Source organism: Fredinandcohnia onubensis (assembly GCF_002734215.1).
Taxonomy (GTDB): domain Bacteria; phylum Bacillota; class Bacilli; order Bacillales; family Bacillaceae_L; genus Ferdinandcohnia; species Ferdinandcohnia onubensis.
Window position 1 is genome coordinate 173363 of sequence record NZ_NSEB01000006.1, and the last position, 20495, is coordinate 193857.

19 protein-coding genes and 1 other annotated feature are annotated in these 20495 nt (G+C 39.3%); all 19 genes read right to left on the bottom strand.

Annotated elements, in window-relative coordinates; translation table 11 throughout:
* Nucleotides 1-31: 31 nt before the first annotated feature.
* Nucleotides 32-1171, bottom strand: a complete 1140-nt coding sequence (tgt, locus tag CKK03_RS07750; RefSeq protein ID WP_099362038.1) for a tRNA guanosine(34) transglycosylase Tgt — start codon at nt 1169-1171, stop codon at nt 32-34.
* 68 nt (nt 1172-1239) lie between these two features.
* Nucleotides 1240-2265 carry a tRNA preQ1(34) S-adenosylmethionine ribosyltransferase-isomerase QueA gene (queA, locus tag CKK03_RS07755; protein ID WP_099362039.1) on the bottom strand — a complete coding sequence of 342 codons (1026 nt, stop codon included), beginning with the start codon at nt 2263-2265 and terminating at the stop codon, nt 1240-1242.
* 26 nt (nt 2266-2291) lie between these two features.
* Nucleotides 2292-2483 carry a DUF2905 domain-containing protein gene (locus CKK03_RS07760; RefSeq protein WP_099352136.1) on the bottom strand — a complete coding sequence of 64 codons (192 nt, stop codon included), beginning with the start codon at nt 2481-2483 and terminating at the stop codon, nt 2292-2294.
* 6 nt (nt 2484-2489) lie between these two features.
* Nucleotides 2490-3491, bottom strand: a complete 1002-nt coding sequence (gene ruvB / locus CKK03_RS07765; protein ID WP_099362040.1) for a Holliday junction branch migration DNA helicase RuvB — start codon at nt 3489-3491, stop codon at nt 2490-2492.
* A 13-nt stretch (nt 3492-3504) separates the two neighbouring features.
* Nucleotides 3505-4107, bottom strand: coding sequence for a Holliday junction branch migration protein RuvA (gene ruvA / locus CKK03_RS07770; RefSeq protein WP_099362041.1), 603 nt, complete (start codon nt 4105-4107; stop codon nt 3505-3507).
* Between the two features lie 111 nt (nt 4108-4218).
* Nucleotides 4219-4743: an intercompartmental signaling factor BofC gene (locus CKK03_RS07775; RefSeq protein ID WP_099362042.1), complete on the bottom strand. Its 525-nt coding sequence runs from the start codon at nt 4741-4743 to the stop codon at nt 4219-4221.
* A gap of 171 nt (nt 4744-4914) precedes the next feature.
* Nucleotides 4915-5826 carry a YhcN/YlaJ family sporulation lipoprotein gene (locus CKK03_RS07780; RefSeq protein WP_180271195.1) on the bottom strand — a complete coding sequence of 304 codons (912 nt, stop codon included), beginning with the start codon at nt 5824-5826 and terminating at the stop codon, nt 4915-4917.
* Between the two features lie 223 nt (nt 5827-6049).
* Nucleotides 6050-7528 (bottom strand): SafA/ExsA family spore coat assembly protein, encoded by a 1479-nt coding sequence (gene safA / locus CKK03_RS07785; RefSeq protein WP_099362044.1) that lies wholly within the window; start codon nt 7526-7528, stop codon nt 6050-6052.
* A 169-nt stretch (nt 7529-7697) separates the two neighbouring features.
* Nucleotides 7698-8552, bottom strand: a complete 855-nt coding sequence (pheA, locus tag CKK03_RS07790; protein ID WP_099362045.1) for a prephenate dehydratase — start codon at nt 8550-8552, stop codon at nt 7698-7700.
* Nucleotides 8553-8564: 12 nt separating this feature from the next.
* On the bottom strand, nt 8565-9005 hold the full coding sequence (gene thrR, locus CKK03_RS07795) for a transcriptional regulator ThrR (protein ID WP_099362046.1): 441 nt from the start codon (nt 9003-9005) through the stop codon (nt 8565-8567).
* Between the two features lie 43 nt (nt 9006-9048).
* Nucleotides 9049-10335, bottom strand: a complete 1287-nt coding sequence (gene obgE, locus CKK03_RS07800; RefSeq protein ID WP_099362047.1) for a GTPase ObgE — start codon at nt 10333-10335, stop codon at nt 9049-9051.
* 33 nt (nt 10336-10368) lie between these two features.
* Complete coding sequence (locus CKK03_RS07805) at nt 10369-10908, bottom strand: sporulation initiation phosphotransferase B (protein WP_099362048.1); 540 nt, start codon at nt 10906-10908, stop codon at nt 10369-10371.
* 351 nt (nt 10909-11259) lie between these two features.
* Nucleotides 11260-11553 carry a 50S ribosomal protein L27 gene (rpmA, locus tag CKK03_RS07810; protein WP_099352127.1) on the bottom strand — a complete coding sequence of 98 codons (294 nt, stop codon included), beginning with the start codon at nt 11551-11553 and terminating at the stop codon, nt 11260-11262.
* Between the two features lie 30 nt (nt 11554-11583).
* Nucleotides 11584-11910, bottom strand: a complete 327-nt coding sequence (locus CKK03_RS07815; protein ID WP_099362049.1) for a ribosomal-processing cysteine protease Prp — start codon at nt 11908-11910, stop codon at nt 11584-11586.
* A gap of 11 nt (nt 11911-11921) precedes the next feature.
* On the bottom strand, nt 11922-12230 hold the full coding sequence (gene rplU, locus CKK03_RS07820; RefSeq protein WP_099362050.1) for a 50S ribosomal protein L21: 309 nt from the start codon (nt 12228-12230) through the stop codon (nt 11922-11924).
* Between the two features lie 16 nt (nt 12231-12246).
* Nucleotides 12247-12326: a sequence feature (ribosomal protein L21 leader region), on the bottom strand.
* A gap of 64 nt (nt 12327-12390) precedes the next feature.
* Nucleotides 12391-13860: an Rne/Rng family ribonuclease gene (locus tag CKK03_RS07825; RefSeq protein WP_099362051.1), complete on the bottom strand. Its 1470-nt coding sequence runs from the start codon at nt 13858-13860 to the stop codon at nt 12391-12393.
* Between the two features lie 56 nt (nt 13861-13916).
* Nucleotides 13917-14783: a M50 family metallopeptidase gene (locus tag CKK03_RS07830; RefSeq protein WP_099362052.1), complete on the bottom strand. Its 867-nt coding sequence runs from the start codon at nt 14781-14783 to the stop codon at nt 13917-13919.
* A complete protein-coding gene (locus CKK03_RS07835; protein WP_099362053.1) occupies nt 14776-15555 on the bottom strand; it encodes a M23 family metallopeptidase in 780 nt (259 codons plus the stop codon). Before CKK03_RS07835 ends, CKK03_RS07830 begins: the two co-directional genes overlap by 8 nt.
* Before the next feature lie 164 nt (nt 15556-15719).
* The gene (locus tag CKK03_RS07840) at nt 15720-20123 is read right to left on the bottom strand and encodes a S8 family peptidase (protein WP_099362054.1); all 4404 of its coding nucleotides are present in this window, start codon (nt 20121-20123) and stop codon (nt 15720-15722) included.
* Between the last annotated feature and the right edge of the window lie 372 nt (nt 20124-20495).

Genomic DNA, 20495 nt, shown 5'->3' on the forward strand with positions numbered 1-20495 from the left:
CGACTCTATCTTTTTTTCATTTTTTCTTTAGTTAGAAGTTTTTCGCGTTCGGCTTATTGAAACCATATCGCTCAAAAAATTCTTCGCGGAAGTCTCCAAGACGATCATCAAGAATCGCTTGACGGACTTGCTCCATTAATTTTAACAGAAAATGAAGATTATGATAAGTAGTAAGTCTTATTCCGAATGTTTCACTTGTTTTTATTAAGTGTCTAATATAGGCACGGCTATAATTTTTACATGTATAACAATCACAATTTTCGTCCAACGGTCCAAAATCACGTGCATACTCCGCGTTTTTAACTACTAATCTTCCTTCGCTTGTCATAAGCGTTCCATTTCGAGCAATTCGAGTAGGGAGTACACAGTCAAACATATCAATGCCACGTATCGCTCCATCAATCAAGGAATCCGGCGAACCAACCCCCATTAAATATCTAGGCTTGTTCGTTGGTAAAAGTGGTGTTGTAAACTCGAGTACTCTGTTCATAACATCTTTGGGCTCACCAACAGATAAACCACCTACAGCATAGCCAGGGAAGTCTAGGGATACTAAGTCTCTTGCACTTAGTTTACGAAGTTCCTCATATTCTCCTCCCTGAACAATACCAAATAGTCCCTGGTCTTGTGGACGACTATGTGCCTGTATGCATCTTTCAGCCCAACGACTAGTACGTTCAACAGATTTCTTCATATATTCAAAGCTAGCTGGATATGGTGGACACTCATCAAATGCCATCATAATATCTGAGCCAAGTGCATTTTGTATCTCCATTGCTTTTTCAGGAGACAAAAATAACTTATCTCCATTTAAGTGATTACGGAAATGAACGCCTTCTTCCTTTATTTCTCTAAATTCACTTAAACTAAATACCTGAAATCCTCCTGAATCAGTGAGAATTGCTCGATCCCAGTTCATGAATTTATGTAGGCCACCCGCTTCTTTGATGATTTCATGGCCTGGTCTTAACCATAGATGGTAGGTATTACTTAGAATTATACCAGCACCCATCTCCTTAAGGTCTTCTGGTGACATTGTCTTTACGGTAGCAAGTGTTCCCACTGGCATGAATGCAGGTGTTTCAAAAGAACCGTGCGGGGTATGTACAATTCCTAGTCTAGCACCTGTTTGCTTACAAGTCTTAATATGTTCGTATCTGATTGCTGTCACTTATATGTCTCCTTTATCGTGGATGATGAAAAAACTCACCACCCGAAATATCTCATTTGCACTATGTTTTATTTAATTAGCATTGCGTCCCCAAAGCTAAAGAATCGATACCTCTCTTTTACTGCTTCGTGATACGCATGGAGGATATTCTCGCGTCCAGCCAGTGCACTTACAAGCATGATCAGTGTTGATTTTGGAAGATGGAAGTTTGTTATAAGACCATCAATTGCCTCATACTGATATCCAGGGTATATAAATATATTCGTCCAACCGCTTGACTCTACGAATTTACCATTATTTTTCACAATCGTTTCAAGGGTTCTAGTTGAGGTAGTTCCTACAGAAATGATTTTCCCACCATTTGCTTTTACCTCATTTAGTAAATTAGCAGTTTCCTCTGTCATTTGATAAAATTCAGAATGCATATCATGATCTTCAATTGTGTCTGAGCTGACGGGACGAAATGTTCCTAACCCAACATGCAGGGTAATAAAGGCAGTATGTACTCCCTGGTCACGGATTTGCTGTAAAAGCTCTTCTGTAAAATGCAGGCCAGCTGTAGGCGCTGCTGCTGAACCACGATGCTTTGCGTATACAGTTTGATATCGTTCTTTGTCATCCAATTGCTCATGAATATAAGGGGGCAATGGCATCTCACCTAAGGCTTCTAAAACTTCATAAAAAATACCTTCATAATGAAAGTTCAACATTCTTCCACCGTGATCACCGATTGCCGTACACGTTGCTTTTAAACGTCCGTCACCAAAGGTTAATACAGTAGCTTCTTTCACACGTTTTGCAGGCTTAACAAGGGTTTCCCAACTATCACCGTCTTTTTGTTTTAAAAGTAGTACTTCTACTTTTGCACCTGTGTCCTCTTTTACTCCATACAGTCTTGCTGGCAAGACGCGTGTATCGTTTAAGACTAGGCAATCTCCTTTATTTAGATAAGATAGGATTGAACGAAAATGAGTATGGGTAATGGCCCCTGTCTCTTTGTCTACTACCATTAAGCGCGAAGCCTCACGATTTTCTAACGGAGTTTGAGCGATTAATTCCTCTGGTAATTCAAAATCAAATAATTCTACTTTCATATTTCCACCTAATTTCTACTGACTTTCTAACGAAACTTACCAAATACGTAAAAAATTAATGATAATACAATACTAATTACAATAGATGTAACGATTGGAAAATAAAATGTGGTATTCCCTTTTTTCACGACTATATCCCCAGGGAGTTTTCCTATAAAATGCATAATAAACCCGACAACTAATAGTAGAATCCCCATTATCATTAGCATTTTACCCATGATTCATTACTCCTTTGGAACCTCAATTTGAAAATGTCGATATACCAGTTCAGTTACAATTCGACCACGTGGGGTTCGTTGCAAGAAACCAATTTGGAGAAGGTAAGGCTCATAAACATCTTCAATTGTATGTGCCTCCTCACCGATCGTTGCAGCAATCGTCTCAAGACCAACCGGACCACCCCGAAACTTTTCAATAATTCCTCTAAGTAATTTATGGTCAATATGATCAAGTCCTAAACGGTCAACCTGTAGCAATTCTAGGGCTTTATCTGCCATTTGTGTTGTTATTGTACCATTACCGCGTACCTGTGCGAAGTCTCTTACTCGCCTTAGTAAACGGTTCGCAATCCTTGGGGTCCCTCTTGAACGACGCGCTATTTCGTGTGCCGCTTGTTCATCAATTTCTACATCCAACAATTCAGCTGTTCTTGTTACAATATCAGCTAATTGATTTTCAGTGTAATATTCTAGTCGACTAAGTACCCCAAATCGATCCCTAAGTGGTGCAGATAATGAGCCAGCACGTGTTGTCGCTCCAACTAAAGTAAAGGGTGGTAAGTCGAGTCGTACAGAACGTGCTCCCGCTCCCTTCCCAATCACGATATCCAAACAGAAATCCTCCATCGCAGGATATAATACCTCCTCGATGGACCTTTGGAGACGATGAATTTCATCAATAAAAAGGACATCTCCTGGTTCAAGTGCTGTCAATATAGCCGCTAGATCCCCTGGTCTTTCAATTGCTGGCCCTGAGGTTGTCCGAATATTTACGCCCATTTCATTTGCAATAATTGTAGCTAGCGTTGTTTTCCCAAGTCCTGGAGGCCCATATAATAATACATGGTCCAAGGTTTCTTGTCTCATTTTAGCTGCTTCAATAAAAATGGATAAATTTGATTTTACCTTTTCTTGACCAATATATTGAGCTAAGGTTTGTGGTCTGAGGCTTTGCTCGATTGCTGACTCTTCGTAATTGGTACTACCTGAAACGATTCTGTCCTCCATTCAAGCATCCTCCTTATTTTAATAGCTTTTGTAAAGCCTTTTTAATATATTGATCCGTTGAGAGCTTTTCTTTTCTTAGCTCTGGCAACACTTTATTGATCTCTCTTTCCGCATAGCCTAACACTTTAAGAGCTTCAACTGCTTCCTCAATTTCGGTGTGACTCGTATTGTCCACAAATTCATGATCGTCACTAAACAAATCAGGATGGAGTGTTGGCATAAGGTCATGGAGCTTTCCTTTAAGATCCAGTATAATTTGTCGAGCTGTCTTTTTCCCTACACCTGGAAACTTAACGAGGAATTTCTCATCCTCGTTTTCAATTGCACGAATGACTTGTTCTGGTTCCCCCGAAGCCAAAATCGCGAGTCCGCCCTTTGGACCAATCCCTGTAACATTTAAGAGTTTCAAAAATAAAGCACGCTCCTCACGTGTCTTAAAGCCATAAAGTGCTAATATATCTTCTCTTACATGCTGATATGTATAAACAATTTCCTTATTCTCTCTTTTAAAAATAAACGGATTTGGTGTAAGGATTTGGTAGCCTACCCCATTATTTTCGATAACGATATATTCCGGATTTATGTAGTCAACCGTCCCTTTAATAAATTCAATCAAACTTATTCTCTCCCCTACTTTGCTGTACCCCATTTTATCATATTCGTCAAAAAAAGACTAAAAATAAAAGAGAGACTAGAAGGGGTCTAGTCTCTTTGAAAAATGTATATATTAAGGGGAGGATGTATAGGTTTTATAGGTTTCAATTACATTAATGTACTCATCTTTGGTTCCTATTTTGATTCCTTTTTTCAGTAAATCATGTTGGTAGCTTTCAAGCTTCTCAACGTCGATCTGAAAGAATGATTGAATAACCTTTTCTGATTCATCTGGTTTTCCATTAAAAATAGATAAAATTCCATCTTCCGTTAAACCAAAATAGCCATTCGTTTTAAGCAAAGGTGAAATATCGTCTATTCGTTGTTGAAAAACAACCTGAGTATCATCTTGATGGACTAGGTTCCAGTCTTCATACTGTGCCCAAAAATCTTCCATAGATAGGATTGTTTCTTTTATGATTTCTTCACTTACCTCGCCGTCTACATAAACACGTTCAAGAATGACAGTGACTTCTAATGGACCGGTTACCTCTTGAACAGAATCATTGTTTTCTTCTAACTCCGCACCAATTCCTGAAAAGCTAGGCAATATAAAAACAACCGCTAGACAAACGATTACTTTTACAATCTTTCTCATTTTGGCATCACCTCTTACAATTAGTTGCCAACTATTTTTTATACTTGTATATGACCGTCCTACACATATTAGTTTGACCATTATTAACAAGAATATCCAATGTTTTTTGAAAAAATTTTCCATAAAAAAAAGGATGTCCCAAAGGACACCCAATTTATTATGCAGTTTACATTAACCCCTATTATGGTTTGTGAATGGCTTACTAATAGCATCACCAATGTTGTCAAAAAGATCTTTTATGTCAGCATCAATTGTTTCACGTCTATTCCCGTTACGAATATCATTATCGATATCACGAACTCGTGAAAAAGTACCTTCATCTGTCACAACATTGATATTTCGGTTACCAGCTAATGGCTGTACCGCTCTTTCTACAGCGTCTTGGACATTATTACGATTGGTATTATCGTTCGTATCAACAGCAACTAAGACGTTATCGTCTGTTACGATGACACGAGCCTCATCTACATTTTTAACCTTTGAAGCACGTTCGGAAATTTTTCGAACTAAGTTCCCATTGTCATTATAATATCCATATGATTGAACTCTATGGTTATTGTCATTCAGATGGCTGTGATAGTTTGTATCGGCATGGCCATGGCCATTTTCATACATTGTATTTGGGTTACCATCATTAAAGGGGTTCATTGTTCGACCGTTACGGTTATTCATGATACCATTTCGACGTTGTTCCTCGCGATAGTTCATGATCCCGGGACGATTTTTTCTTGTTTTATCATTGTTATTTACCATACCGGTATTGTTGTTGTCATTTCTGTTGTTCATAATGCCAGTGCGATTATTATTGTCATTTCTATTTCTATTGTTCATGATGCCGGTACGGTCATTCCTGTTATTCCCAGTGCGATCCATAATTTCTGTTAATGGACCATCATTATCACGAAGACGGTTTCCATTTCCATCTTCATTATTTCGATTATTTTCATTCGAGTAATAACCGATTGGCCTAGCATTATCATTATAATCCTTATTTGGACCTGCCCCTTGATTATCGGTATTACACGCCGTTAGACCACCAAGTAATAATGCTGCAGTCGAAACTGTATAGAGTATTTTCCTCAATACAATAACCCCCTTTGACCTATTGAACATATCTACATGTTCATCATTAGGTTGGCTTATTCAAAGGGGGATTATTTCTGTTAGTTTTTTGCAGGTTGTTTAAATCTTGGACAGACAAGTCCATTTTAAATTTTTATATTTTTAGAACTTACTTTATTGACAATTACTAAAAAAATACAAGGACGAATGTATGATTTATTCGCCCTTCATTAATTGTTTATTATTAATCGTCTAAGTCATCGTCAACATCCGGCATGTTAAACATTGGGTTAAACGGCATTTGCTGATTTGGATTCATTCCAAACGGTACACCCTGATATCCTGGGAATCCACCACCTTGGAACTGTGGTTGAAATGGTGGTTGGAATTGTCCTTGAAATCCTGGTTGCCCCATTGGGTAGCCTTGTTGCGGGAAATGTCCTGCAAATGGAGGCTTCGGTCCACCACAGCCACAATCTTTTTTATTATAAAATTGTGATGGCATCATTTGTGGATTCATTGGGCCCGCAAAACCTGGTCCTGGATTGTTAGCCATCGCTGGACTTACAGCTTGTGGTGCAGCTTGCATTGGCATATTAGGTCCGAATCCAGCAGGTCCTGGGAAACCTCCATTAAATCCATAACCCGGCATTACTGGAGTAACTGGTACACACGGCCCCATCGGAAACGGTGGTGCCTGCATTGGTGCCATTTGTGGCATTTGTGGCATTTGTGGCATTTCAGGTAATTCTTCAAATTCATCTTCTACGCCTGCGACCATTTGAGGCATTTGTGGCATTTGTGCTTGCATAATATTATAATTGTTAATATCGATTTCAAATGGATATTGCGGTGGCATTTGAACAGGTGGCATTGGTAGTGGCGCCATTTGAACTGGAGCCATTTCTTCTTTTACTTCCTCTTTTACCCCTTCTGTTCGAGGGAATCCTCCCATCGGATTAAATGGCCCTTGTTGTGGCGGGAATCCTCCCATCGGATTAAATGGCCCTTGTTGTGGTGGAAAGCCTCCCTGAAACCCTGGTACATAATTAAAGCCGTACCCAGGCATAACTGGCGTAATTGGTACACAATTATTAAACATAGCTGGCTGTTGTAACGGCATTTGTGGCATTTGTGGCATTACTCCTTCAAAATCTTCTTCTGGTTCAAACTCCTCTTCTTCCGGTGCCATCATCCCAGGTAAAATATTGGTTGGTGGTGTTGGAATTTGCGGCATTCCCATCCCCATCAGATTAAAGTTATTGATATCAATTTCTAGTGGCTGATATTGTGGTGTTTGCGGCATTGCTGGCATTTGTGGCGGTGCAACTGGCATCTGCGGCATTACTATCATTTGCGGCATTTGCGGCATTTGCGGAATATATGGTCCTGTCTCAACACCCTTTACTTCCTCCTCAACCTCTGGTACCTCCTCTTCAAAATCGATTACAGGAAATGGTTGAGGTGCAATTTCCGCAAACGGATGCTGAATTTGTTCCTCTTTCGGCGCTACATTAATTTGAGCTTCTTTTTTAGCTCCACCAATTTGAGCTTCTTTTTTTACATGAACAGTTCCGGTTGGCACTTTAATTTTCATACCAGGCATAATCATATCAGGATTACTTAACTGAGTATTGACAGCTTTTAGTTCTTGGAAGTCGACCCCATATTTTTTTGCAATTTCCCATAAGGTGTCGCCTTTTTGAACGATATGGATCTTCACGCGATTTTCCCCTCCTATACATAAGTCAATACATACTATGTCAAAATAGGCAAATTGCCACTATTTCTCATCACAACTTATGCATAGGCTTCACAAATTATGTACAGCATGAGGGCTGGTCAAGCATAAAAAGTATATAAAAAAAAGAGACTCGACTAATATGCCGAGTCTAAATATGATAATATGGATAACTACCTAATACAGTCACTCCGCTCCCTAAAGCTTCTAATTCTGCAATCGCACTTGGGATTAGTATTTCATCCATTCTTTGTTCAATATCAATTAAAAATAAATAATTACCAAGACCCGTTTTCATTGGTCTTGATTCGATTTTAGACAAATTTAACTTTCTCCAGGCAAAAACGGACAATACCTGATGTAATGCCCCGGCCTGGTCCGAAGGCAATGTAACCATCAAGGTTGTTTTATCTCCTGTATTTTCCCTAACTAAATCTAAATCTAACATCTCTCTATGTAAGACAACAAAGCGCGTATGATTATTATCAAAATCATGTATATCATGTTTTACAATCGTTAAACCATATTCCTTTGCCGCAAATGAGTTTGCAATAGCGGCATTATTCTGCTCTGGATGCTCACTTACAAATTTAGCGGCTGCACCTGTAGAACTTGTTTCAATCGGTTGTATATTTGGAAAATGATTATATAAAAATTTATGGCATTGCGCGATTGCATGTGGGTGTGAATAGATGCCTTGTACATCTTCCCAATTGTTTGTATTGTTGGGATGCACCATTAAATGCTGTTTGATTGGGATAATCACTTCACCAATAATTTTAAGTTGTTTTACATGAATTAGATAATCAATTGTTAAATTAACCGTTCCTTCAATCGTATTTTCAATTGGAACGACAGCCACATCCACTTCCCCGTTTTCTACTGCATCAATACATGCAGGGATTGTTCGATAAGGTTTGTTTTCCTTACCGGGAAACAATGCTTCAACCGCTTGTGCTGTGAATGTAGCATTCGGTCCTAAAAACCCTACATTAGTAATGTTCATCGTTCTTTCCCCCTATGCTCCTGTTCCAAGAATCTCAACTTTATCTACAAATTCAAGTTTACGAAGTCTAGCTAGGAGGTCAGTTACTTCACCATGCATGCCTGATGTGTTTAATGAGAGTGTTACATTCGCTTTTCCCCTAAGCGGAATTGTTTGGTGGATTGTTAACACATTACAACCAGTATCTGCTACAGTTCTTAATAATTGAGAAAGGGTACCAGACCGGTCCTCCAGATGAAAAAACAATGAAATAATTTTTTCCTTAACAGTCGTATGAAAAGGGAAGACAGTGTCTTTATATTTGTAATAAGCACTCCTACTTAAGTCCACTTTCTGTGTTGCTTCTGCAATAGATTGTGCTTCTCCACTGTCTAATAGTTCCTTTGCATCCAATGTTTTACGAACTGCTTCTGGAAGTACATCCTCACGAACAAGATAGAATTTGCCATCCATGTAAGCTACTCCCCCCTACTTACCTTCTTTTAAACACGTTATTTTATTCTATAAATTCAAATTCATATTCAAGTAACTTTACGATATCCCCATGTTTTGCACCTTTTTCACGCAATGCGTCGTCGATTCCCATACCACGCAATTGGCGTGCAAATCGTTTTACAGACTCATCTCTTGTAAAATCAGTCATCTTAAAGAGTTTTTCGACTCGTTCTCCAGAAATCACAAATGAGCCGTCACTTTCACGCGAAATTACAAAATCCACTTCTTCTTTTTCGTGACGATACATCACGCGGTGATTGCTCGTATCTTCCTCGACCTCAAGAGGAAATTCTGGGGTCGTTTCAAGTAGATCTGCAATCGTGAATAACAAGTCGCGGAGACCTTGTCTTGTTATCGCGGAAATCGGGAAAATTTTCACATCGTCTTGGAGCTTCTCTTTAAATGTTTTTAAATTTTCTTCAGCTTCAGGTATATCCATTTTATTTGCGACCACCACTTGTGGACGTTCCGTCAAACGAAGATTGTATTCCTTTAACTCTTGATTAATCGTGAGATAATCCTCGTAAGGATCGCGTCCTTCCATTGCTGACATATCAATTACATGAACAATGACTCTTGTTCGTTCAATATGTCTTAAAAATTGATGTCCAAGTCCGACGCCTTGGTGTGCCCCTTCAATTAAACCCGGAAGGTCAGCCATCACAAAGCTGCGTCCATCCTCTGTTTCAACAACGCCCAGATTGGGTACTATCGTTGTAAAATGGTACTCTGCAATTTTTGGTTTTGCAGCAGAAACAACGGATAATAGTGTAGACTTTCCGACACTTGGAAAACCAACAAGACCCACATCGGCTAAAACCTTAAGTTCAAGTCTTATATAACGCTCCTGTCCTGGTTCACCATTTTCAGCGATTTCTGGTGCCGGATTGGCAGGTGTTGCAAATCGAGAGTTTCCTCTTCCACCACGACCACCTTTAGCGATGACTGCTCTTTGGCCATGCTGTGTTAAATCTGCAACAACCACACCTGTATCATCATCTGTTACGACTGTGCCAGGGGGGACCTTAACAACCATCGGCTCTGCGTTTTTCCCGTGCTGATTCTTTGACATTCCGTGTTCCCCACGTTTTGCCTTAAAATGGCGTTGGTATCGGAAGTCCATCAAGGTTCTTAGACCTTCTTCGACCTCAAAAATGACGTCCGCACCTTTTCCACCATCTCCACCAGCAGGACCGCCCATTGGAACATATTTCTCACGACGATAAGCAACCATCCCGTTACCACCGTCTCCACCTTTTACATACACTTTGACTTGATCTACAAACATCTCTTACCTCCGGTTATTTATGCACCTGAATTTTCATGCAATATGTATTGTTATACTTACTTCTTCATTATGTACTTTATATTCTGTTATTTGCGGGAATTGATCTGATTGGCTTATCGTAGTTAGCCAATTTGTTAGGTATTCCCTTTTCTTTAGTATTCCACTAAAATCAAAAAAGAATCGAGTTTCCTCTAATGAACAGTCGATAGTAAGGGATAAATGATTTTCTCCCATTTCATCTACCGCATCTTCCAGTATGGCAAAAAATTGTGTGCACCATTCTGTTAGTTTTGTATCGTAGTTTGATAAATTTCGAATATCACCGACAACATCATAGTCCAATTGATATTTATGAGGCTCCCAATTTAAGGTCATGATAAGTGCAGCAAAAGTTGGTATTTGTAAATTTGTGAGATGTGTTTCATTTTGAGCATCTATAACAATCTCTTCAATTATCGATTTAACACGATCCATTTTATTTAGTGAGATGTTCCCTTTGATTAGCTGTATTTTATTTAACCAATCGTGACGTGTATGTGTTAAAACTTCAATCGTACTCCAATTTTTATTCATGTCATTTCCCCTAAAATTCAATGTGTCAAAAGACAACATTTAGATTTCGAATCTTGTCTAAAAATTATATCAAACCTTGGAAAATAACACTACATTCTACAATCAGGATTCTTTAATAAATAAAAAAAGGAGGTTGAAAAGGACCACGTCGACAAAAACGCCACGTCCTGTGGCATTGTCGACACTAGCACATCCTGTGCGTCGAAATTTCAAGGCGGCGCAGCTTTGAGGACCGGAGCGTATGCAGTTAATACGTGAGGACCGGAGAAGCAAGCCAACACAGAAGTTCGATGTGTCATTTTCATCCTCCAAAAAATAAAACTCTAACCTTAAGGTTAGAGTTTTATACGATTACGCTTCTTGCGCAGCTGGGTATACACTTACTTGTTTGCGGTCACGGCCTACACGCTCAAATTTAACAACTCCGTCAACTTTTGCGAATAGAGTGTCGTCACCACCACGGCCAACGTTTACTCCTGGATAAATTTTAGTACCACGTTGACGGTATAAAATTGATCCACCAGTTACGAATTGACCGTCAGCACGTTTTGCACCAAGACGTTTCGAGATTGAATCACGACCGTTTTTAGTACTACCTACCCCTTTTTTAGAAGCGAAGAATTGAAGGTCTAATCTTACGAACATTATTGTCCACCTCCTATTAATGAAATTTTTTTATGATTGAATTTTCATATATTGTCCATAATCAAGTTCAATCGTTTGTAAGGATACAAGCATTCCCTCTAGAAGAAGCTGTACCTTTTCCTGGGTTGTCTCATCCTCGAGTTGAGGAATTTGACAGCGGAGGAATCCATTTTTTTCTTGCTCCAATATCGGCTCTACTTTACATAGAGCATATATGGAATTAATGGCACCAAAAGCAACGGCTGAGGCACCTGCACAAACGATATCCTTTCCAGGAACATCATATTCGGCATGTCCACTCATTGTAAACGAGTCGATTCTACCAGAACTATTACGGTTAATAGTTATTTTTATCATGATAGAAAGCCTTATGCGTTGATTTTTTCGATTGTAACTTTAGTGTAAGGTTGACGATGACCTTGTTTTTTACGGTAGTTCTTTTTAGCCTTGTATTTGAAAACAACGATCTTCTTAGCGCGACCTTGCTTTTCAACTTTAGCTGTAACAGTTGCACCTTCAACAGTTGGGCTACCAACTTTTACGTTTTCGCCACCTACGAATAAAACCTTGTCAAAAGTAATTGTTCCACCTTGTTCTACGTCAAGCTTTTCAACATAGATTTCTTGGCCTTCTTGAACTTTGATTTGCTTACCGCCAGTTTCAATAATTGCGTACATATTTGCACCTCCTAATAGTATGACTAAGACTCGCCAATACACAGGCGCTCCATTAATGGAAACTTAACTACCTGGAATGAGCGGTTGTAGCAGTGGGTGCTACAAACAATAACATGAAAATATTATCACAAAGACAAGTTTGAGTCAATCATTTCTTATATTAGGATCGATTATTTAGCCTTTCTTTCATTTCATCAATGGTTCCAGTATGTCTAATGAAATATTCATGTCGAGGAGAAACTATTTCGGTTACATAAATACGAAAAGACAAGGCTTCTTCCAAACGTTTCTTATGATTGGTGTTTTCTCCGAGTAGGACTTGTTTTACTTCTTCTGTTGTTTCAATCCAAATCGCGTCGTAATCCATGCCTTGATATTCCCATAATTCACGTTCAAGTTTGAAAGCAATCGTTTCTGCAGAGTCTACCCGTCCTGTACCTGAACAAGTTGGACAACTCGTCTGCAATATACCAGAAAGATCTTGACGAGTTTTCTTACGGGTTAGTTCAAGAATACCTAGAGACGTAAAGCCATGAATAGTCATTCGATTTCGATCTTCCTTCGCTACAGAGCGTAAGGCTTGGATGACTTTTTGGCGTTCATCATTATGCTTCATATCAATAAAATCAACCAAAACAATACCACTAATATCTCGAAGCCTTAGTTGGAAAGCAATTTCTTTTGCTGCTGCGATATTTGTTTTAAACACCGTATCTCGCAAATTTTCTTTTCCTTGAAACTTTCCAGTATTCACATCGATTATCGTTAAAGCCTCTGTCTGCTCAATTAATAAGTACGCCCCATTATCTAGCCATATAATATGCTTAAGTGCTTTTTCAATTTCCCGCTCTATACCGTAAGAGGAAAAAATGTTTTCCTTTCCACGAAAAAAAGAGACTTTTTCTTCGCCTAATAGGTCCTTTATCTGTTTATATTCTTGCGCTTCATCAATTACAATTTCCTTAATATCCTCAAACTGATGCTCTAATAAAATTTTATCAACAAGATTATTGGCATCAAATAAAAGAGTTGGGGGCTTAAGTAGTTTTTGCTTTTCAATTAATGAATTGAAGCGGCTTCTTTGAATCTCAAGCTCCTTTAGAATGATTGATTCATCCTGATTTTCACAAGCAGTCCGGATAATAAGACCTTCTGATTTTTCAAGATATGTTTTTCCAAAATTACGCCATCTGTCCCTTTCTCCTTCCTCTTTCATTTTCCTCGAGACTGCTACATAATTCCCAAATGGCGAATAGACAAGGGAAGTTCCAGGAAACTCAATTAGTCCAGTTAGTTTGGGACCTTTCCGCTCTGTCCCTTCTTTCGTAACTTGAACAATGATTTCCTCACCTTGTCTAACAAAATGAGCTATACTTTTATCTTTTTCACTTTGGGAAGAAAGATGGTAGGAAGCAAGCTGCTCTCGCCCGATATAGCCGTTTCTGCCTATACCAATATCAACAAAGGCCGCCTGCATCCCCGGTAGGACGTCAATCACTCGCCCCTTATATAAATTCCCAACGATTTCTTTATGTTTGGGTTGCTGGATATTCAACTCTAGAACTTTATGATCCTCTACTACAGCTACTCGTTTTTCACTTGTTTTAACATTTATAATAATTGTCTTCAAACTCTTGTCCTCGCTTTAACAATACACTTTCCTTTACTGTACCTCATTTGGAAATGTCAAAACAAGTAGAGAAGCTCACCGACGGGTTGGGTAATCTTTTTATCATTAAAATAGGCATATAATAGTTCATTTTCATCAAGCGGCTGTTGGTTTTCTCCGTCCTTTCTAATGACAATGGGGTGCTTACAACCTCGTTGGAACATCGAAAGAACGGAATAAACCATTTCTGTTTCGTCCACTACGAGTGGCTTCAATTTCGTAAAGGTGTCCTGCTTACCGTAGTAGCGTTCCAGTAAGAATCTCATAAAGACGTAATGCCTCTTTCTCCATTCCATAATTATCGAAAAGAATAGAAAGGATAAAATTACCCATAGATTTAGATTGTTCGGGCTATAGAGTATCATTCCAATTAAAATGAGCCCAGCTATCAAGCAGGATACAAAAAGCATCCGTTTATGTGCCTCAAAAAAAGAATGCTTATAAGAAAAAAACAAATAAAGCAGTTTCCCTCCATCTAACGGCCAAATCGGAAGGAGGTTAAAGATAAGAATGACTAAGTTATGATATAGAAAAAGATCAAATGTTTTTGGGGAGATGACTGAACCCAAAAACAAGCAATACGCAACACCCACTAACCAAATATGTTGTAGTGGCCCTGCTACTATTACGAGGAGTTCTTCCTTCAAGGGACGATTTCCGTGTTCATCCATCTCTGCCACTCCACCAAATGGCAGGAGCTGAATCTTCTTAATTCTCCATGAAAAAAAATGGGCACATGCAGCATGTCCCATTTCGTGGACAAATATGATTAAAAACAGCATCAATAGCTCTCTAAAATGTGCAGTAACAACTGCAATTGCGACGATAAGCCAGAGTAGTGGATGTATTTCTATTTTTCTTAGAAGTTTTACGTAATTATTCAAATTTTATCACCTGTATCGGATCAATAAATGTTTCACCTTGCTTAATTGCAAAATAATACGTACCTTTGTTCTCGCCTTCTGGGTCTTGAACCTGTCCTACCTCTTGTCCTGTTTCTACATAATCATATAGTTTTACATTTACTGACCCTAGATTTCCATACCAAGTTTCAGTGCCATCACTATGCTGGATCACAACTGTCTTGCCTAAATCACCTTTAACTGCAACTTCCGTCACATTTCCCGCATTCATTGCTTCTACTACTTTGCTGTCCGTTTCAACAATAATACCTTGACCATTTGCTTCAAAGGTCTCGGTCACAGTTCCAGCTGCAGGAAGGGCATATTTACCAGGTTCAGGTGTATTAACCTGCTCTTTGTTTTGATTAATAGGAATTAAAGCAAGTGGACTGCCAAATGTATCTTTATACCATTCCGTTACTGCTGCAAATTGAAATTCCGTTTCCATTGTACTGGATACAAAATGCCGGACTTTTTCAAAATTCGGTGACTGATTTTTAAAGATAATACCAATTGACAACACAAGAATGGCTGAAAGAAGTACCTTAGATAAAAAAACTTCTTTTCGGAAGAGTGGATGGCCTCCATCTCCAGATCCACTCCCATCGAAAGAGGCGTATGTACTACCTCCAAATCGCTCCTCATCATTTGCTAAAAAGGGTGGAACTGTCTTATGTGGATTAGTGGGGCTCGGGTATCTGGAACGCTTTCTCTTCGCAATCCGCCTTCTGATTTCATTCGCTCGATTACTCATATATTCACATCATCCCTTGTCCATATTATTTGTACAAGTTTATGATTGAAGAACGTCAGTTATGACAATTTGAAACACTTGTAATCAAATGATCTTTCTTTCATTTGATTATCATCGAAAAAGAAGGATGCGATTTCTCTGCATCCTCCTCTCCCTTCAAAAAACTATTTATTTTTTCCTGGTTTGTCAGGTTTTCCTGGCTTTCCTGGTTTGCCTTTTCCTGGCTTTCCATCATCTTCTTGTACATTGATAAACAGCTTACCAGTTGCTACTTGTCGTGCCTCGTTTCCAAATTCATCCCTTACAATAACCTCAATTTCAGCACCTTCGGCTACAACGCTTGAAACAGCTGTCCAATATCCTTCGTATACACCGGGTGATACTTCTTGTATTGGAAGTTCTGTAGCATTGCTAAGATCAGCTTTAGCGTTCGTTAAAGGTAAGCGAATCGCATAGGTTGCATTTAATCCAGGTTCAGTTGTGAATTCAATCTTCACACTTTCACCTGATTTCAAATGTACATCCTCAGTAGGTTTAAGGTCAGCTATTGTTATTTCACCGAATTTAGCAGTTACAGTAACTTGATTAGTTGTTGTATTACCTGCTTTATCAGTAGCAACGACCTCGATATTATTTTCTCCATTTTCAATTAAGATGCGTTTTGAGAAACTACCTTCTGTAATAGTTGCATTCTCTCCATTTACTGTCACAGTTTCAATATTCTCATCCTGTACAGTACCTGTTACAGTTACTGTTTCTTTATTTGTCTTTGCACCATCTTCTGGGCTTGTAATTGCGAGTTCCGGAGATGTTTGGTCAAGCACAACAACTACAGGTTCTGATGCATCGGTAATACCCGTGTCAGTTGATGCCTTAGCAGTTAATGAATTCTCACCATCTTGCAATTCAACATCCACAGAAAAAGTACCTGCATCAGTTGTGTCCGTTGTCGCTACTTCTTCCCCATTGTTAAAGATATGAACAGTTGTTGTAGGGGCCGCCTTTCCTTCAACAGTAACAGTTGATTCATTCGTGTAAGCTCCTGTTATTGGAGAAGTAATGGTTGGAGCCGTTACCTCATAATTAACTGTTGCACGAATCATGTAATTTCCTTCAGCTTCTGGAGCTAATGACCAGGCTCCTCCAACAAACTGCCAGCTACGACCTGAATACTCTCCATCTTCATCGGTTCCAAGTCCTGGTGCATTTGGATTTGGATCTGCTTGAATGTATACCATATAGAAGTCTCCTTCTACGATGATTCCTTCAGCCGCAAGGTCCACATTTGTCCATTCACCAGTTCGTAGAGCGGTTGCGTCAATCGGCCCAGCAAGTTTTTTACCTGGTGCTCCATCTATTCCAGTTGCATCCCATACTTCTACTTTGAAATCCGTTCCTCCTGGGTTTGGCCATGTTGTATCCCAGAAACGGAATTGTCCTCCTGTAACAAGCGCAGCATTTTGACCTTCATTTAATGACATCTTCACTGCCCAGCCGTTACCAGCATCATAGAAAGCACGTGCATTTTCTGCAGTTCCATCGTCATAACCAATTTCACCAGGATATCCAATGAATGGTCTTAATTCTACGTTTTGTGCCACTTCACCATTTCCTTCGAGAACAACTTCAAATGATTCACTATAATATGAAGGTGCCATTACACGAACTGTATACGTACCTTCATATGCAGTAAGTGAATACTGACCATTTTCATCTGTCTCAACAGGAGTAACATTTGCATCTTCTACGAGTAATAGAGTTGCACCTGAAACAGGTTCACCTGTTGCCGCATTTGTAATTGTGCCTGATACTGTTCCTTGTGCTTTCTCCTCTAAAACAAAGTTTGCTACTGCTTCACCATCTGCCTCGACTGTTACAGTTTGTTGAGCTGCATGGTACCCATAGCTTTCAGCAACTACTGTAAAATCACCTGTGCCATGAATTAATTCATAAGCTCCAGTGGCAGGATTAGTTGAAACAGATCGGCCCGATTCTAATACGCTCACTTGAGCATTTAAAGGCAAAGCTTGTGGGCTAGTTTCATTAACATCTACTTCCTTGAAGTCGATGTGAGAACCTTTTGGCTGAATTTTAGCAGGATCAACTTTTTCTCCTTCTTTAAGAGCAACTGAGCCAGCACCGCTCTCAACGCTGTCACCTTTTGTAGGTTGTACTCCTAATTTGGCTTTACTTTGACCTGGCTGTTGCTCATTCGAAAGACGTACATCATCAATGTACCAGCCATCACGTGTAACACTTCCATCAGTTGTTACATTGAAGCCAATATATACACGCTGTCCTGCATACTCTGATAAATCAATTTCTGCAGATTGCCATCCAGAAGATGTATCTGTAATACGTAGTAATTGTGTCCAGTTTTCCATATCTGTAGAAACAAATACATGACCATAATCCCAGTTACGTTCAAGATTAAACCAGTTCATATATTGTAGATATGACGGACCTTCAGCTGGCAGGTCAACTGGTGGCATAACAAGAGTCATATTCGCTCGACTGCTATATTGTCCAGCTAGATTGGTAGCATATACTTTTTCTCCGGAATGCGCACTATTTGGCCCACTTGTCGGAGCACCCCATTGCCAAGTATCCTCCGCACCATAAGAGAACCAACCTACAGGAGTAGATTCAAAGTCTTGGAAATAACCGACTGAAATACCTGGCTGTACAGTAACTTCATATTCATCGGTCGTTACGTCATTTTGACCAAAATCAACCACCTGCCATCGATATGAAACAGAAGGCTCTGCAATGTCTTCCCCTGGAATCACTGCTTCGAATGTTCCTTCATTGTACGTTCCTGATGTTTGAGTAGCTGTAACATTCACCCATTCACCATCTTGATTTTCATATTGAAGCACAACTGTTGTAATACTTACATTGTCTTGTACTGAAATAGAAAGTGGTAAGTCCATACCTGCATAGGTTTCAGAAGGAGCTGCATGTTCAAACGTTGGAGCCTCTTCATCCACACCATCCTTTGCAACTTGACCTTTAATTTTCCCTAGTCCAGAAGCAACTGAGGAGACAGCAAGATAGGCATTAGCCAAACCATAACCGTAACCAAAGTTAGGTGATTCTGGAAAAGTACCGTCAGTTAAAGGCGTTGCAGTTGAAGTAATGATCTCTTCGATTTGTTCAATCGTTAATGATGCATTTGCTTGTTTTAATAAAGCTACAATAGCAGAAATATGCGGACCCGCCATTGATGTTCCATTCCATCCACCTTCATATCCACTACCAGGAACGGAGGAACGAATATTCACACCTGGAGCTGAAATATCAGGTTTGATATCCCCTTCATATGGTGAAGGACCTTGTAGCGAGAAGCCTGCCAATCGATCATTAATATCCGTTGCTCCTGTTGCAAACGATTCAGGATAGTTTGCTGGTGTAGCAATTGATCCTGGGCCACCTGGATTAAATAATGTTGTATTACCTGCAGAAAACTCTGGGAAAATATCTGCTGCTCTCCAGTTTTGGACCATTGGGCGATACCATTCATCTAAACCAGGTCCCCCACCCCATGAATTGTTAACAACATCAGGAGCCATATCCGGGTTACCACCAGGTGCGATAATCCATTCCCCTGCTTCTAATAAGTCAATATCGGACCCTCCAGCATCTGTAAATGCCTTAACTGCGATCCACTTTGCACCTGGAGCAACACCAATCTGATTTGCACCATTTGGCTCTGCACCAACCATTGTACCTGTAACATGTGTTCCATGACCAATATCGTCATATGGAGTAGATTGACCAGCAGTGGCATCAAACCAGCTAAACTGGTGGTTCGGATTGTTTGGATTAGCTGGGTCATAGCCACGATACTGCTCCATTAATGCTGGGTGATTCCATTGAACACCCGTATCAATGCTAGCAACAACCGTACCAGCTCCATCGATTCCCATCTCCCAAACCTGCGGAGCTCCAACACGATCAATATTCCACTCAATGTTTTGAGGAGTTGCTTTTGATTCAACTGCTACTGAAGACTTTTCCGTTACTGGAACATGCAATGTTCGTGTTTCATTGGGTAACACTTTTTCAACCTCAGGGAACGATGCGATTTTCTCCATAACATCTTTTGTTGCCGTAACCGCCATTCCGTTTACAATAAAGAAGGATTTAATATCCTTTGCATTACCCGAAGCCTCTTCTTTTTGAAGATATGTCTTCACATCACCTTGTGTTTCAATCGCTGTTGTACGAAGTTCTGAAACAATTGCATTTCGTTTTATTGATTTTGTTTTAGCTACTGTAGATTTTTGGATACTAGCTTTTTTAGCTGCTTCATTTGCTATTTTGTTAGAATCAACTTGTTCCTTGAACTTAACAAGAAAAGTAACCATCTTCTCATCGGCGAATTTGTCTTGTAAGCTTTTAGAAATTTTACTAGAAGCCACATCCTTATTATTTCCTAGATAAGATGTTGAAGGTTCCTTTGCCTGAGCAAATGTTTGCGAAGCCATTACACTCGGTGCTAGTAATAACGCACACATTATGATACTTGCAACCTTTGTTAACCTACGTTTCCCTTTTTTCCTCATCTGGTTTCCTCCCTCTATTTTTTTACGTTCAGGATATGTCCTCCTTTCGTTAGATTCCTATACTCCAATTCATTGGGGTCTCTTCGGTATTTCTCTATGATAGATACCGCGTATTTCCATTCGGAAATAACATTATGTAGAAGTACAGGTATGAATTAACCTTAGCTAAAAAAATATGAAAAAAGTGTCGAAAAACGACCTATTTGTTTGAAGATTCAGAATTTGGTTAATTTGTATTATATGGAAAAAGACAAATAAGGAGTTTAGTACGAAGTAATATATATTCGTTTCGCTATGTGTTTTTTGGGGGTTTTTCAAGAAAATAGGGACTTTGCTTTACCTTTCATAATAAAAGATTACTAATTTATTTGT

Coding starts and splice junctions, on each gene's coding strand:
- rplU (WP_099362050.1), bottom strand. CDS start 12,230: ATGTACGCAATTATTGAAACTGGCGGTAAGCAAATCAAAGTTCAAGAA.
- obgE (WP_099362047.1), bottom strand. CDS start 10,335: ATGTTTGTAGATCAAGTCAAAGTGTATGTAAAAGGTGGAGACGGTGGT.
- CKK03_RS07775 (WP_099362042.1), bottom strand. CDS start 4,743: ATGAGAAAGATTGTAAAAGTAATCGTTTGTCTAGCGGTTGTTTTTATA.
- CKK03_RS07805 (WP_099362048.1), bottom strand. CDS start 10,908: ATGAATAAAAATTGGAGTACGATTGAAGTTTTAACACATACACGTCAC.
- CKK03_RS07815 (WP_099362049.1), bottom strand. CDS start 11,910: ATGATAAAAATAACTATTAACCGTAATAGTTCTGGTAGAATCGACTCG.
- CKK03_RS07840 (WP_099362054.1), bottom strand. CDS start 20,123: ATGAGGAAAAAAGGGAAACGTAGGTTAACAAAGGTTGCAAGTATCATA.
- CKK03_RS07760 (WP_099352136.1), bottom strand. CDS start 2,483: ATGGGTAAAATGCTAATGATAATGGGGATTCTACTATTAGTTGTCGGG.
- thrR (WP_099362046.1), bottom strand. CDS start 9,005: ATGGATGGCAAATTCTATCTTGTTCGTGAGGATGTACTTCCAGAAGCA.
- queA (WP_099362039.1), bottom strand. CDS start 2,265: ATGAAAGTAGAATTATTTGATTTTGAATTACCAGAGGAATTAATCGCT.
- rpmA (WP_099352127.1), bottom strand. CDS start 11,553: ATGTTCGTAAGATTAGACCTTCAATTCTTCGCTTCTAAAAAAGGGGTA.
- pheA (WP_099362045.1), bottom strand. CDS start 8,552: ATGAACATTACTAATGTAGGGTTTTTAGGACCGAATGCTACATTCACA.
- CKK03_RS07835 (WP_099362053.1), bottom strand. CDS start 15,555: ATGAGTAATCGAGCGAATGAAATCAGAAGGCGGATTGCGAAGAGAAAG.
- ruvB (WP_099362040.1), bottom strand. CDS start 3,491: ATGGAGGACAGAATCGTTTCAGGTAGTACCAATTACGAAGAGTCAGCA.